The sequence below is a fragment of the Phyllobacterium sp. 0TCS1.6A genome, assembly GCF_026420825.1.
GTDB lineage: Bacteria > Pseudomonadota > Alphaproteobacteria > Rhizobiales > Rhizobiaceae > Phyllobacterium.
In genome coordinates this window covers 135,744-149,874 of sequence record NZ_JAPMAB010000002.1, presented here as the reverse complement: position 1 = coordinate 149,874, position 14,131 = coordinate 135,744, and the positions used below count along the sequence as shown (strand labels likewise).

Annotated in this window: 12 protein-coding genes and 1 pseudogene; 11 read left to right on the top strand and 2 right to left on the bottom strand. The window is 63.0% G+C overall.

Features of this window, described 5'->3' with window-relative positions:
* Window positions 1-84 precede the first annotated feature (84 nt).
* From cbiE to OSJ75_RS04860, 5 genes and pseudogenes are all read left to right on the top strand, one after another.
* Complete coding sequence (gene cbiE / locus OSJ75_RS04880; RefSeq protein WP_267227138.1) at window positions 85-1,299, top strand: precorrin-6y C5,15-methyltransferase (decarboxylating) subunit CbiE; 1,215 nt, start codon at window positions 85-87, stop codon at window positions 1,297-1,299.
* Window positions 1,300-1,450: 151 nt separating this feature from the next.
* Entirely contained in the window at window positions 1,451-2,497 is a 1,047-nt protein-coding gene (locus OSJ75_RS04875) for a DUF475 domain-containing protein (protein WP_250020065.1), read from the top strand.
* A gap of 199 nt (window positions 2,498-2,696) precedes the next feature.
* Window positions 2,697-3,341, top strand: a pseudogene (locus tag OSJ75_RS04870) (UdgX family uracil-DNA binding protein); the annotation flags it as partial.
* Window positions 3,342-3,458: 117 nt separating this feature from the next.
* Complete coding sequence (locus tag OSJ75_RS04865; protein ID WP_252597197.1) at window positions 3,459-4,457, top strand: AI-2E family transporter; 999 nt, start codon at window positions 3,459-3,461, stop codon at window positions 4,455-4,457.
* Between the two features lie 64 nt (window positions 4,458-4,521).
* Complete coding sequence (locus tag OSJ75_RS04860; RefSeq protein WP_250020063.1) at window positions 4,522-4,887, top strand: hypothetical protein; 366 nt, start codon at window positions 4,522-4,524, stop codon at window positions 4,885-4,887.
* Here OSJ75_RS04860 and OSJ75_RS04855 read toward each other — a convergent pair.
* On the bottom strand, window positions 4,884-5,816 hold the full coding sequence (locus OSJ75_RS04855; protein ID WP_267227136.1) for a sugar-binding transcriptional regulator: 933 nt from the start codon (window positions 5,814-5,816) through the stop codon (window positions 4,884-4,886). The genes OSJ75_RS04860 and OSJ75_RS04855 overlap by 4 nt on opposite strands.
* A 231-nt stretch (window positions 5,817-6,047) precedes the next feature.
* Here OSJ75_RS04855 and OSJ75_RS04850 point away from each other — a divergent pair, with 231 nt between their 5' ends.
* From OSJ75_RS04850 to OSJ75_RS04830, 5 genes are all read left to right on the top strand, one after another.
* Window positions 6,048-7,034 (top strand): ABC transporter substrate-binding protein, encoded by a 987-nt coding sequence (locus tag OSJ75_RS04850; RefSeq protein ID WP_267227135.1) that lies wholly within the window; start codon window positions 6,048-6,050, stop codon window positions 7,032-7,034.
* A gap of 76 nt (window positions 7,035-7,110) precedes the next feature.
* Window positions 7,111-8,742 (top strand): ABC transporter permease, encoded by a 1,632-nt coding sequence (locus tag OSJ75_RS04845; protein WP_267227492.1) that lies wholly within the window; start codon window positions 7,111-7,113, stop codon window positions 8,740-8,742.
* A complete protein-coding gene (locus OSJ75_RS04840) occupies window positions 8,730-9,803 on the top strand; it encodes an ABC transporter ATP-binding protein (protein WP_267227134.1) in 1,074 nt (357 codons plus the stop codon). Before OSJ75_RS04845 ends, OSJ75_RS04840 begins: the two co-directional genes overlap by 13 nt.
* On the top strand, window positions 9,803-10,954 hold the full coding sequence (locus OSJ75_RS04835) for an MBL fold metallo-hydrolase (protein WP_267227491.1): 1,152 nt from the start codon (window positions 9,803-9,805) through the stop codon (window positions 10,952-10,954). Before OSJ75_RS04840 ends, OSJ75_RS04835 begins: the two co-directional genes overlap by 1 nt.
* 9 nt (window positions 10,955-10,963) lie before the next feature.
* A complete protein-coding gene (locus OSJ75_RS04830) occupies window positions 10,964-11,707 on the top strand; it encodes a 5'/3'-nucleotidase SurE (protein WP_267227133.1) in 744 nt (247 codons plus the stop codon).
* On the opposite strand, the gene OSJ75_RS04825 is transcribed toward OSJ75_RS04830, so the two are convergent.
* On the bottom strand, window positions 11,708-12,601 hold the full coding sequence (locus tag OSJ75_RS04825; protein WP_250020058.1) for a DMT family transporter: 894 nt from the start codon (window positions 12,599-12,601) through the stop codon (window positions 11,708-11,710).
* Window positions 12,602-12,889: 288 nt separating this feature from the next.
* Between OSJ75_RS04825 and OSJ75_RS04820 the strand changes: the two genes are divergently transcribed.
* Window positions 12,890-14,116 carry a cation:proton antiporter gene (locus OSJ75_RS04820; RefSeq protein WP_250020108.1) on the top strand — a complete coding sequence of 409 codons (1,227 nt, stop codon included), beginning with the start codon at window positions 12,890-12,892 and terminating at the stop codon, window positions 14,114-14,116.
* The last annotated feature ends 15 nt before the right edge of the window (window positions 14,117-14,131 follow it).

Sequence of the window (14,131 nt, the reverse complement as noted above, 5' to 3'; positions counted from 1 at the left end):
GCCTGCCAACTGCCGCCATCACCCTGTCGTTGACCGGTTCCGCGGTTTCGGGCATGCAGGGCGCAGCGAGTTTCGGGAAACATGATGAGACAGTGGCTGACAATCATCGGCATCGGGGAAGATGGCTATTCGGGACTGGGTGAGGCGGCGCGCAATGCGCTGGCGCAAGCGCGAACGGTTTTTGGCGGACAGCGCCATCTCGACCATCTGCCCGAGCAGGTTTCGGCGCGGCGCATAGCCTGGCCGACGCCCTTCTCCGATGCCTATCCGCTGCTGCTCGAACGGCGCGGCGAGCCCGTCGCCGTGCTGGCGAGCGGCGATCCCATGTATTTCGGCATGGGAGCGACCCTGACGAGATATGTCGCCGCCGAGGAAATGCACATCCTGCCGGCGCCGTCATCCTTCTCGCTGGCCGCGGCGCGCATGGGATGGCCGATCCAGAACAGCGTGCTTCTGAGCGTCCATGGCCGGTCGCTGGAAACGATCCGCGCCCATCTTGCGCCCGGTGCGCGCCTGCTCGTCCTGAGCAATGATGGCGATACGCCCGCCGCGGCCGCGCGGCTGCTTTGCGATGCCGGCTTCGGTAGCTCCCGGCTTACGGTGCTCGAACATCTGGGCGGCGGGAGCGAGCGCCGCATCGACGCGACTGCGAGGGACTGGCCGCATGGACGCTGCGCCGATCTCAATGTCCTCGCCATCGAATGCGGCGAGCCTTCATCCGATACGGACAGCCTGCCGCTGGTGGCGGGCCTGCCCGACGGGGCCTTTCGCCACGACGGGCAATTGACGAAGCGGGATATCCGCTCCGTTACGCTGTCGCATCTTGCGCCGCTGCCCGGCCAGCTGCTGTGGGACGTGGGGGCGGGCTGCGGTTCCATCGGCATCGAATGGATGCGCTCGCATCCATCATGCCGGGCCATCGCCATCGAGGCCAATCAGGCGCGGCAGGAATTCATAACGCATAATTCCCGCGCCCTCGGCGTGCCGGGCCTGGCATTGATATGCGGCGAGGCGCCGACGGCACTGACCGGCCTCGAGGCACCCGACGCTGTCTTCATCGGCGGCGGCGTCACGGATGAAGGCGTCATTCAAACGTGCTGGGAGGCCTTGAAACCCGGCGGCCGGCTCGTCGCCAATGCGGTCACCGTGCAAAGCGAGATGTTGCTGTTCAACTGGCGGTCGACGCATGGCGGCGATCTCGCCAAGCTGCAGATTTCGCACATTCAGGCAATTGGCGGTTTTGATGGCTGGCGGGCGGCGCTTCCCGTCACTATCTATAGCGTTCGCAAGCAGAGATAGCCTTGTTCGGCCTCGTCCCGCGACAGGATTACGACAGGATTATGCTCTCTAAGGGAGGCGGGAGATTGCATTTGGGCGACTATTCCTGTTCTTAGCTTCGGCTAGGCAGGGGGATCCCATGCAGATCGGGAGTCAGGAGCAGGAAACACGCATGGCAACTTACAGATACTTCATATGGCCCATCATGTTCACGATCGTGGGTCTGGCGCTGGGAGCCTGGATAGGGTTCGTCTATTCGGGAACATTGCAGGGCGCCTTGTCGGTTCTGTTCATCTGTACCGTACTCGGAATTCTCGAGATTTCGCTTTCCTTCGACAATGCCATCGTAAACGCCAAGATCCTGAAGGATATGACGCCGAAATGGCAGCATCGCTTCCTGACCTGGGGCATCATCATCGCCGTGTTCGGCATGCGCATCATCTTTCCGCTGGCGATCGTCGCCGTGGCGGCGTGGATCGATCCGATCTCGGCCTTGAAGCTCGCGATTTCCAATCCGGGCGAATATGCGCGCATCATGAATGAAGCCCATGTGGGCATCGCCGCCTTTGGCGGAACGTTCCTGATGATGGTCGGGCTGAAATTCTTCTTCGACCATGAGAAGGACATTCACTGGATCAAGGTCATCGAAAGCCGGGCCTCGCGCTTTGCCTCCATCCAGGGCATCGAGGTCGGCGTGGTGCTGGCCCTGATCATCTTCTTCTCGCGCCAGCTGGAAGGAGCGGAATCCATCACCTTCCTTACCTCCGCCATCTATGGCCTGCTCACCTTCCTCGTGGTCGAAGGTCTCGGTGCCATTCTCGACGCGACCCAGGAACAGATGGACAGCGTGCACAAGGGCGGCCTTGGCGCGTTCCTCTATCTCGAAGTGCTCGATGCAAGCTTCTCCTTCGATGGCGTCATCGGCGCCTTCGCGCTTTCGACCAATCTCTTCGTCATCGCCATCGGTCTCGGCATCGGCGCGTTCTATGTGCGCTCGCTGACGATCATGCTGGTGGAGAAACAGACGCTCGGCCAGTATCGCTACCTCGAGCATGGCGCATTCTACGCGATATTGGTGCTCGCAGTGATCATGTATTGCCAGACGCTGGTGCACATCCCCGAGGTCATCACCGGCCTGATCGGCGCTGCCTTGATCCTGATGTCGCTGTTCTCGTCCATCGTCTATCGGCGGCGGAACGGCGAGGTGGAAGCGGCCTGAAGTCCAGGCAGGCTCTTTCGAGGTTTCGCAAGGCGCCGGGCGAAAGTCCGGCGCCTTTCCTTTCGCGCCCTGGAAAATGCCCAGGCGCGCGGACCGGGGGAACATTTGCCGTGCCCTCGGACTTTATGGAGACGTGAAGCTCCGTTCTGCCAAAGGAGGCTTGCTCATGGGCTGGACCATTGCAGCGTCGAACGGGCCCGCCGCGCGGGCCGGCAACGCCCGACCGCGTGCGTCCAAAGTCGAAGCGCTGCCGGGAGGATTGCAAGAGGTCAGGCACGAGGCGGAACATTGCACGCGCTGCCATCTCTACAAATCGGCGACGCAGACCGTATTCGGCGAAGGGCCGCAGGATGCGAGGATCATGTTCGTCGGCGAGCAGCCGGGCGATCAGGAGGATCTTGCCGGCCAGCCCTTCGTCGGCCCGGCGGGCAAGATGCTCGATGCGGCACTGAAGGAGGCGGAACTCGACCGGTCGCAGGTCTATGTCACCAATGCCGTCAAACATTTCAAGTTCACGCCGCGCGGCAAGCGCCGCATTCATCAGAAGCCGAACATGGGCGAAATCCGGCCATGCCGCTGGTGGCTCGAACATGAGCTCGGCATCGTCCGGCCGAAGCTGGTGGTCGCGCTCGGCGCAACGGCCTTGACCGCCCTGATGCAAAGAACGGAAAGGCTTGCGGATTTCCGCGGCCGCGCCGTGGCTTTCGGTGACGGCCAGCAGCTCTATACGACCGTTCATCCTTCCTATCTGCTGCGGATTCCGGATGCCGATTCGAAGCAGATGGAAACCGCGAAGTTCGTCAGGGATATGCGGCAGATCAGGAAGCTGGCCTATCCGGGCTAGTCCGCCGTGCGGCGCCGATTGGAGATATTACTTGACTGGGCGGGCCAATCGCTGGATTGACTGTGCGACAAAAACTCAAGACCCAATCGCTCATTGCCGGTGCCAGATTTGCAAACATTGTCAAAGTCCCAGATCGCTTCCTATGTTCTGGCCGCGGCCGCCCTGTTCGGCGTGCTGCAACTCGGTCTGCTCTCGGCCCTGCTGTCGGGCCTGCTCGTCTACAGTCTCGTCCACATGGCGGCTCCCGTTCTCGGCCGCCTCGGTGTGTCGAACGGATTCACGCGAACGCTCGCTCTCGCGCTGTTGAGCCTGATCTTCATCGTGCTCATCGTCGTCGGGGTGACGAGCGCCGTTTCGCTGCTCGCCGACAATACGGAAGGCATCGTCTCGCTGTTTCAGAAGATGGCGGAGATCATCGATACGGCGCAGGTTCACCTGCCGGCCTGGGCGCGCGAATATTTCCCGAGCAATCTCGAGGAACTCGAGAGCCTCGCAGCCCGCTGGCTCCGCGATCATGCCGGGCAGCTGCAACTCGTCGGCAGGGACATCGGCGTGCTGATCATCCGCGTCGTCCTCGGCATGGTCGTCGGCGGCCTCATTGCCCTGACCTCCTTTGCCGACAGCAGGTGGCCCGGGCCGCTGGCCGTTGCGCTGACGGAGCGGGCGGAATTCCTCAGCAATGCCTTCCGCAACATCGTCTTTTCGCAGCTGCGCATTTCAGCGCTCAATACCTTCTTCACCGCGATATTCCTCGCCGGGGTGCTTCCGGCCTTTGGCGTGCATCTGCCTCTCGTCAAGACGATGATCGCCGTGACATTCCTGGTCGGGCTGCTGCCGGTGATCGGCAACCTCATCTCCAACACGGTGATCGTGATCGTGGCGCTGAGCGTTTCCTTCGTCGCCGCGGTCGGTTCGCTGGCCTTCCTGGTGATCATCCACAAGCTCGAATATTTCATGAATGCGAAGATCATCGGGTCGCGCATCAAGGCGCGGGCATGGGAATTGCTGCTCGCCATGATCGTGCTGGAGGCATGGTTCGGCATTTCGGGGCTGATAGCGGCGCCGATCTACTACGCCTACGCCAAGGATGAATTGAAACAGCGCCACCTCATCTGAGAATCCTCTGGTCCGGCCAACCGCTTGCGGCTAGACTGGCGGCACAGCAAATCTGGAGTCCACCATGCCGCCATTTCCAAATGAGGTCAGATCCATTCTCAACCGGGTCATGGGTTCGTCGCCGGCGGATCTGCGGCTCATGGCGCAGCGGCTTCACGATCATGCGGTGGAAGAGCGCATGCCGGCCGACGAGGTGAAATCCCATCTCGCCGAACTCGGCTACGGCAATATTTCCGATTTCTGCAAGGATTTGGAGCTGCCGGCGCATGTGGCGGAGCGCTGGGAGCGCTTCGGCGTGTCGTCGGAGATGAAACAGGTGTTCGGCATGCTGATCAAGCAGCGCAAGAAGTTCGCCGATGCGGCGGCGGAGTTCGAGGCGATCACGCATATGGGGTTGATGGATTTCCTGCGCAGCCGCGGCGTCCTCTAATATTTCGCCAGCAGCGCCGCGGCGGTATCGCTGTCGGTGATCAGCACCTTGGCGGCGACGACCTTCAATGCCGCGCGGATGGCCTCGGTCTTGGCAGTTCCGCCGGCGGCAAGCACCACATTCGGAATGCGCGCCACTGTCGGAAGGTCGATCGCCATGATCTGCCGGTTCACCTCGTGGTCGATCAGGCGTCCTTCCGCGTCGATGACGTAGCATAATATGTTCGCCACCGCGCCCTTGGCGGTCAAAGGCCCGATCAGGCTCGCCGGCAGGATATCATGCCTGAATATGGTCGATTCCGGCGTTATGCCCCCGACGGTCAGGAGGGCGATGTCAGCCGCCTCCGCGCGCTGCTTGACGTCCTTCAGCGATGCCTGCTGCCACAGCGCGTCGCGCAAGGAAGCATTGTCGACCACCACCGGCGCGGTGATCTGGTAACTGTCGACCCCATAGGCCTCCGCGACGCGGGCGGCGACGATCGACGGGTTGACCCAGCGGGAATGCGGCAGGCTGCCGACGAGCGCCACGACCGACGCATCCTTCAGCTGGCGCTTTTCGATGAAGCGCAGGCTGGCATAGAGGGTGGCGCCGCCGCCGATGGCGAGCGTCATGCCGTCCTGCATCGATTCGCCGAGATAGGAGGCCACCGCATGGCCTATCGCCGTTTCGAGGTGTTCTTCGCTGCTGGGCGTCGGGATGACGATGGCCGAAGACAGGTTCCAGCGTTTTTCGAGTTCCCGCTCCAGCGCGATCTGCTCTGCCGTCACGCCGTTGATGGTGGTGACGACGATGCCTTCGGACGTGCACGCCGCCAGCGTGCGCATCACCTTTACCCGGCTCACCTGCAGCTTTTCCGCGATCTGTTCCTGCGTCAGCCCCTCGACATAATAGAGCCAGGCCGTCTTCACCTTCAAATTCGACGAAGTCATCGGAAGTTCCGCCTGTTCCATCCCAATCTCCCCCTTCGGAATATCTGCTGGCATGCCCAAACTGTCATATAAGCTTCATTGTTCAAATGTATTTGACAAGTGACAAATGAACATGAACTATCATTGCCAGCATGGTCGAAGCTATACAATGGCCGGCCATGCGTGGAGGATGATTTTCGTGGAACCGCAACCTTTCCACCGAACACCAGAATCCCTGGGAGGAGAAAGAAAATGAAAAAAGTCGCAAGAATGTTGTTGGGCACGCCGGTACTGCTGGCAGCTTCGCTGGCCCTGGGCAGTGCCTGGGCGGAAAATCTTACCCTGTACACGTCGCAACCCGATGCCGATGCCGCCAAGACGGTGGAAGCGTTCAAGAAGGTCAATCCGGATATCGAGGTCCAGGTCTATCGTTCCGGCACGAGCGAGATCATGAGCAAGCTTGCGGCGGAATTCGCCGCCGGTGCCGCCCAGGCCGACGTCCTGCTCATCGCCGATGCCGTCAGCATGGAAAGCCTGAAGAAGCAGGACAAGCTCCAGGCTTACGAGAAAGCCAATGTCGAAGGTTTTGCCGCTGATTCCTACGATGCCGGCAAGACCTATTTCGGCAGCAAGCTGATCACCACCGGCATCGCCTATAATTCGGCCGCTCCGAGCAAGCCCGCGCATTGGGCCGATCTGGCGAAGCCGGAATATAAGGGTGCGATCGTCATGCCGAGCCCGCTTTATTCGGGCGCTGCGGCCTATCTCCTGAGCGGCTTCGTCGCCAATCCCGAGTTCGGCTGGGATTATTTCGAGAAGCTGAAGGCCAATGAAACGGTCAGCGTCCGTGGTAATGGCGCGGTGTTGAAGTCGGTCGCCAGCGGCGAGAAGCCCTATGGCATTCTTGTCGACTTCATGGCGCTCAACGCCAAGGCCAAGGGTTCGCCGATCGAATTCGTGTTCCCGAGCGAAGGCGTTCCTGCGGTCACCGAGCCGGTTGCGATCATGGCCGGCGCCAAGAACGTACCGGCAGCGCAGAAATTCGTCGACTTCATCCTGTCCGACGAGGGCCAGAAACTGGCGCTCGAACAGGGATATCTGCCGGCGAAGCCCAGCATCGGCCGGCCGGGCTGGCTGCCGGAAGGCGTCGAGGTCAAGGTCATGCCGATCGAGACGCAGAAGGTTCTGCAGCAGACCGATGCCGACAAGGCGAAGTTCGGCCAAATGTTCGGTGGCTGATTTGCCATTGACTGGCGCAAGGAAATATCAGGGCTCGGATGGAGCCCTGATTGCCGGCGTGGCGATCATCGTGGCGATGCTGTCCATCGTGCCGATGTTTCGTCTCGCATTCGAAATTGTCATGCCTCAGGGCAGCCTCTCGGCGGCCCCCACCATCGCCGCGCTCTCGGGTTCAGCCACCTGGACGGCGACGCTGCATTCGCTTCAGGTCGGCATTGGCGGCACCCTGCTTGCCGTCGTGCTCGGCACGGCGGTTGCGCTTCTGGTCAGCCTGACCGATGTGCGCGGCCGTGGCCCATTCGTGCTTTTCTACGTCGTGCCTTTGCTGATCGCGCCGCAGGTGACGGCCCTTGCATGGCTGCAGCTTTTCGGCCCGGCGAGCCCCTTCCTGAAGCTTATCGGCATGGCGCCGCCGCTTGGCACCCGCAATCCGCTTTATTCGACCGGCGGCATCATCGCGCTGCTCGGCGTGCAATATGCGCCGCTGGTGTTCCTGATGGTGCGGGCAGGGCTGCGCAAGCTGCCGCGCGAACTGGTCGAGGCGGGTTTGAGCAGCGGCGCCGGACGGTGGACGGTGGTCGGTACGATCATCCTGCCATTGATGACGCCTTCCATCATCGGGGCGACCGCCCTTGCCTTCGTCTCCTGCGTCGGGAATTTCGGCATTCCCGCCTTTCTCGGCATTCCCGCCGGCTATCTCGTCCTGCCGACATTGATCTATCAGCGGCTTGCAAGCGGCGGGCCCGCAGTATTGTCGGAGGTCGCCGTCCTCTCCATGCTGATCGGGCTGATCGCGATGGCGGGGATACTGGCGCAGGATTTCGCCGCCAGACGGCGCGACTATCGCATCACATCCGCCTCTCTCACCGCCGCGCCATTCACGCTTGGAAAGTGGCGGCCGCTTGCTGAATTGCTGATGTGGCTGGTGGTCATCATCGTCCTGGTCCTGCCGATCCTCGGACTGCTGCTGACCTCGCTCGTCGCGGCCTATGGCGTGCCGCTCACCATGAAGACGGTCACCCTCGCCAATTACGAGTTCGTCCTGTTCGAGCACGCGGCCGCCAGGCGCGCCTTCTTCAACAGCTTCGGCCTGTCATTGGCCGCCGCGGCCTTCGCCGTGGTGATCGCGGTGCCGCTCGCCTATCTCATCACCTGGCGCAGGCGCTGGTGGACACGTTTCCTCAATCTTTCCGCCGAGCTTCCCTATGCGCTGCCGGGCGTGGTGCTGGCCATCGCCTCGCTGCTGCTGTTTCTCAAACCCGTTCCGGTGATCGGGCTGCACATCTACAACACGATCTGGATCATCCTCTATGCCTATCTCGCCCGCTTCCTGGTGCTTGCGCTGCGGCCGACCATCAGCGGGCTGCATCAGATCGACAGGTCGCTCGAAGAGGCGGCGCAGGTCGCCGGCGCCGGTCTGTATCGCCGCTTGCGGACCATCGTATTCCCGCTTGTCGCACCGGCGACGCTGGCGGGCGGCGTGTTGATATTCATGACCGCTTTCAGCGAATTGACGGTTTCGGCGCTGCTCTGGGCCTCCGGCTCGGAGACGATCGGCGTCGTCATCTTCTCGTTCGAACAGGGCGGCGATTCCAATTATGCCGCCGCGGTCTCGACCCTGACCGTGCTGGTCACCTTCGTGCTGATGCTCTTCACCAACCTCTTTGCACGGCATCTACCATCCGGAGTACTCCCATGGCGGGATTGAAGCTTGAAAACGTCACCAAGACATTCGGCGATCATGACGCCGTCTCGAATGTCTCCATGAATGTCGCCAATGGCGAGTTCGTTGCCGTGCTCGGCCCTTCGGGCTGCGGCAAGACCACGCTGCTGCGGCTGGTGGCGGGCTTCGAGCAATTGAACGCCGGGCAGATCATCGTCGGCGGCGAGGTGATGTCCGCGCCCGGGCAGAGCGTGCCGCCAGAACTGCGGCGCGTCGGCATCGTCTTCCAGAACTACGCGCTGTGGCCGCACATGACCGTGGCGGAGAATGTCGGCTACAGCCTGAAAGTCGCCAAGGTCGACAGGGCGACGCGGGAAAAGCGGGTGGCCGATGCGCTGGCACTGGTCGATCTGCAGAGTTATGGCGACCGCCGCCCGGCCAATCTTTCCGGCGGCCAACGCCAGCGCGTGGCTCTTGCGCGCTGCCTCGTATCCGCGCCGTCGCTGGTGCTATTCGATGAGCCGCTTGCCAATCTCGACGTGCATCTCCGCGCCGCGATGGAGGATGAATTCGCCGCCTTTCACAAGCGCACCGGCACGACGATCATCTACATCACCCACGACCAGGCGGAAGCCATGGCCCTCGCGGACCGGATCGCGGTGATGGATCGCGGCCGCCTGATCCAGTTCGCGACGCCGCGCGAACTCTACGAGGAGCCCGCAACGGAAATGGTCGCTTCCTTCATCGCGCAGGGCATGGTCGTGCCGTGCGAAGTCCTCTCCAGCGAGACGAACGGTCGCTGCCGGGTGCGGGTGCTGGGACAGGAGGCGGAATTCCGCTGTCGCAAAGGCCAAGGCGCGACCGCTGATGCAAAGGTGTGCATACGCTCGGCCGATATCCGCGCCGGCGGCGATGGCCCCATCGGCGTCATCGTCAGGCGCAGCGTCTACAAGGGCGGCGGCTCGCGCATCGAGGCAGTCGCCAAGGCGGATGAATCCGTCGACCTGCATTTCGAGCTCGCCGATCCGCACCGGCTGGAGGAGGGCGCCACCGCGCGCATTTCCATCGGGTCGGGCTGGGTCATACCCGCCGAGGGGGCAGCTTGATGCGCGTGGACTTCCATGGCGGCTTTGGTGAAAAGGGCCGCACCAGCCTCGGCATATCCGACGGCAATTCAAACCTGCTGTTCGATGCCGGGATCAAGGTCGGCGCGAAGGGACGCGACTATTACCCGATGATCGCGGCCGACGCGGCGGCGGCACTCGATGCGGTGTTCATCTCCCATGCGCATGAGGATCATATTGGCGGCCTTGCCTGGCTCTGGGCGCAGGGCTTCCGCGGCCGCATCGCCATGACGGCGGAAACGCTGGCCGAGATGCCGGCCATGCTCGCGCAATATGGCGAGGCAGAGCATCTCGGCGCGCTGCCGGAGCTTGCGGCGCATGTCGAACTGTTCGAACCCGGCGACGATATCACCATAGGCGGCATCGAGGTCGGCACCGGCCGCTCCGGCCATGTCGCCGGTGGGGTCTGGTATGCGGCGAGGCTGGAGGGCAGGTGCATCGTCTACACCGCCGACATCGTTCCCGACAGCGCCGTTTTTGCCATGGACCCGATACCGGCCTGCGACCTGCTGGTCTTCGACGCGTCCTATGGCGATGACGCCATTTCCGGGGCGGATCGCGCCCATGCCATACAGGCCTGGATAGAAGAACAGTCCAGCGGCTGCCTCCTGCCGGTACCGCTATCGGGCAAGCCATTGGAATTGATCGCCATCCTGCCGGAGCGCTTCGCCGTCCATGCGTCGATGCGCGACGCCATTGCGGCGCAGGTCTCCGCCGGCAATGCGCTGAAGCATGGCGCCCGCGCGCTGCTTGAGCGCAAGCTGCAACGGGCGGTGGACTGGTCGGAGGGCGATGCGCTGCCCGATTGCCCCTTGCTGACCTTTGACGGCATGGGCAGCGCCGGCCCCTCGGTCGAAGCCATCGCCGCCGCCGCCGCGCAGGACTATCCCGTTCTGCTGACCGGCCATATTCCGGCCAATACGCCGGCAAGTTCGCTGCACGGGGCAGGCCGCGCCGCGTGGATCCGCCTGCCGACGCACCCGACGAGGCCGGCAAACGTGAAAATCTGGCACGAGGCCGGTCAGCCACTGGCGGTCGGCCATTCCTGCGAGCGTGGCGCGTTGCAAGCCCTGAAAGCGCATATGCCGAGGCTCGACGACGCCATTATATCCGGCGACCATCTGTTTCTGTGAGGCATGCGCATGCGAATACTCGTTTGTAACGACGATGGAATAGAGGCGCCGGGTCTCGGCGTGCTTGCCGAAGCTGCCGCCAGGATCAGCGACGATGTCTGGATCGTGGCGCCGGACGGCAAGCGCACTGCGGCAAGCGCATCCATAACGGTGGGCCGGCCGCTGGTGATGCGCGAGATCGAGCCGCGCCGCTTTTCCTGTTCGGGAACGCCGGCGGATTGCGTCGTGACCGCGATGACCTGGCTGTTCAAGGATCGGCAACGGCCCGACATCGTTCTGTCGGGCATCAATGATGGCCGGAATGTCGCCGAGGATATCGTCTATTCCGGCACGCTGGGCATTGCCCGCGAGGCATCGTTCTGGGGCGTGCCGGCGATCGGCTTTTCCCGCGTGAAGAATTTCGAACCCGGCGACGGCGATGTCGAATGGCTCGTCGCTTTCATCCGGACCGCCTGGCAGCAGCGGCAGGACTGGGTGCTGGAGGGCCACTGGCTGGGCGTCAATCTCCCGCATTCATTGCCCGCTCCGATCCGGCAGCCGCGCATCGGCCGCGACAAGATCGCGACCCGCTCTGAAGTCACGGCCAGCGATGGCGACCTGACCACCCTCATCGTGCCGCGTGGCCGGGCGCACAGCACCGAAGCCGGCGACGAGAACGACCTTATCGATCGCGGCAATGTCTGTATCAACCGGCTGAACTGGTTCGGCCAGGCCGGGCTAGATCAGGCGTTCCTGGCGCGGCTTTCGGCCTGATCATCCCCGCCGGGCGACAAGGATGCCGCAGATGACGATGACGCCGCCGATCGCCTGAACGAGACCGATCGGCTCGCTGAGCAGGACCCAGGCGAGGATCGCTGCGACGACAGGCTGGAGCAGCAGCGTCAGCGAGGAGAAGGCCGGCGGAAGAAATGCCAGCGCGAAGGTGATCATGCCTTGCCCGCCCGCATGCGAGACGAAGGCGAGGCCGACCAGCATCGCCCAGCCGAACATTGTCAGCGGCAGGAGATCGGTTTCGAAGATCAGCGCGATCGGCAGCATGCACACCGCAGCCGTCGCCGTACTCCACAGCATGATCGTCCGCGTGGAAAAGCGCGAGCGCAGGCGGCCGATGACCAGAATATAGCCCGCATAGAACACCGCTGCGAAAGCGGCCGTCGCATCGCCGGCGAGGTGGCCGTCGCCAAGCGCGGCCGGCCCGCCCTTGAGCACGATGACGCCGACGACGGCAAGGGCGAGGCCCATCAGAAAGACGCCGCTGACCCTGGACCTGAACAGGAGCCAGCTGCCGAGCGTGACGAAGATCGGCGCCAGATTTGCCAGAAGGGTAGCGTTCGCGACAGATGTCATGTGGAGCGCGAGATGCCAGGCCGCGAGATCGGCGGCAAGGAAGACGCCCGGGGCCGCCAGCCAGAAATAATCGGACAGGCCCTGCGGGCGGGCATTCCTGACAATGGCTCCCGCCGGATTGGGCCAAAGCAGCAGCGGCAGGAACGCGATCGCCACGCGCCAGAAGGCCGTGCCCATGGGCCCGACTTCCGACAGGCGAACGAAAATCGGCGAACCGCCGATGGCCATGCCGCCGAGCAGCAATGCTGCCAGGGCGAGATGATTGGTGGCTGGGGCAGCGTCGGACGAGGAAGTGGCCATGTCATGTTTCCGGATTGACCTCTCCTCTACAGCAATTGGCAGAGCGTGAATATTCAGATGATTTCAGCCATTCATTCATAAAATTGAAGAGCCGCCGCGTCTGGACCAGCGCTCCCGCCTGCCATGGTGGAACCAAAGCCGCTTCCGGAGGGTTTTTGAGCAGTCCCCACAAAGGAAAAACGCCATGGAAACCCTCACTGCCACCGTAAAGCCAGGCGATGCCGCGGGGGCGCCTTGACCTGTCGCCGGTCTTTTTCCGCGGCCCGGGCGTAACCGGCCATGCCGCCGCTGGACACCCACATTCTCCTCCTGGCGCTGTTTGGACTGGTCGTGCTGTTGACGGCGTGGCTGCCGATGGTGCTGAAGGATTATCCGCTTTCCCTGCCCATCATCTGCATCGCCTTCGGCACGATCTTCGTTTGGCCGCCATTATCCGGCGTTCTCGGAGAAAATCCGCTCGATAGCCGCTATATTACCGAGAAAGTCACGGAATTTGCGGTCATCATCTCGTTGATGGGCGCCGGGCTCAAGATCGACAGGATCTTCGGCTGGCGCAGCTGGCAGACGACGTGGCGGCTGCTGGCGATCTCCATGCCGCTGACGATCCTTGCGATCGCGGTGCTCGGCTGGAGCTATCTCGGGCTTGGCGTCGCCTCGGCATTGCTGCTGGGCGCCGCGCTCGCTCCGACCGATCCGGTGCTGGCCAGCGACGTTCAGGTCGGTCCGCCCCAGTCCGGCGAGGAGAAGGAGGTTCGCTTTGCGCTCACATCCGAGGCGGGGCTGAATGACGGGCTGAGCTTTCCCTTCGTGCATCTCGCCATAGCGATTGCCGGCATATCGGCCCATGACGGCGCGTGGTTCGGCCATTGGATGCTCTATGACGTCATCTGGCGGATCGGCGCAGGCGCGGGCATCGGCTGGGGCGTCGGCAAGATTCTCGGCTATCTGACATTCCGCCTGCCGCAACCGGCAAAGCTGGCGCGAACCGGCGACGGCTTCGTGGCGCTCGGCATAACCTGCCTCAGCTATGGGCTCGTCGAGATCGCGCATGGCTATGGCTTTATCGGCGTCTTCGTCGCCGCGCTGACGCTGCGCAATGCCGAGCGGGACAGCGGCTATCACGAAGACCTGCATGATTTCGCCGAGCAGATCGAGCGGCTGCTGATGATGGTCGTCCTCGTCTGTTTCGGCGCGGCCATCGCCGAGGGGACGGTGTTTGCGGCGCTCGACTGGCGCATCTTCGCCACGGCGCTCGCGATCATCTTTCTGGTGCGGCCGATCTGCGGCTGGATCGGGCTGATCGGCAGCCGCATACCGCCGCATGAAGCCGCCGCGATTTCGTTCTTCGGCATTCGCGGCCTCGGCTCCTTCTATTACCTCGCCTATGCGCTCGGCCATGCCGGCTTCGCCCGAGCGGATGTTCTCTGGGTGACGGTTTCGCTCGTGGTGCTGATCTCCATCATCCTGCACGGAATTGCGGTGACGCCGGTGATGCGTTATCTGGAACGCGGTTGAGGAATTCGGGACGCC

Coding starts and splice junctions, on each gene's coding strand:
- cbiE (WP_267227138.1), top strand. CDS start 85: ATGAGACAGTGGCTGACAATCATCGGCATCGGGGAAGATGGCTATTCG.
- OSJ75_RS04875 (WP_250020065.1), top strand. CDS start 1,451: ATGGCAACTTACAGATACTTCATATGGCCCATCATGTTCACGATCGTG.
- OSJ75_RS04860 (WP_250020063.1), top strand. CDS start 4,522: ATGCCGCCATTTCCAAATGAGGTCAGATCCATTCTCAACCGGGTCATG.
- OSJ75_RS04855 (WP_267227136.1), bottom strand. CDS start 5,816: ATGACTTCGTCGAATTTGAAGGTGAAGACGGCCTGGCTCTATTATGTC.
- OSJ75_RS04850 (WP_267227135.1), top strand. CDS start 6,048: ATGAAAAAAGTCGCAAGAATGTTGTTGGGCACGCCGGTACTGCTGGCA.
- OSJ75_RS04845 (WP_267227492.1), top strand. CDS start 7,111: ATGCTGTCCATCGTGCCGATGTTTCGTCTCGCATTCGAAATTGTCATG.
- OSJ75_RS04840 (WP_267227134.1), top strand. CDS start 8,730: ATGGCGGGATTGAAGCTTGAAAACGTCACCAAGACATTCGGCGATCAT.
- OSJ75_RS04835 (WP_267227491.1), top strand. CDS start 9,803: ATGCGCGTGGACTTCCATGGCGGCTTTGGTGAAAAGGGCCGCACCAGC.
- OSJ75_RS04830 (WP_267227133.1), top strand. CDS start 10,964: ATGCGAATACTCGTTTGTAACGACGATGGAATAGAGGCGCCGGGTCTC.
- OSJ75_RS04825 (WP_250020058.1), bottom strand. CDS start 12,601: ATGGCCACTTCCTCGTCCGACGCTGCCCCAGCCACCAATCATCTCGCC.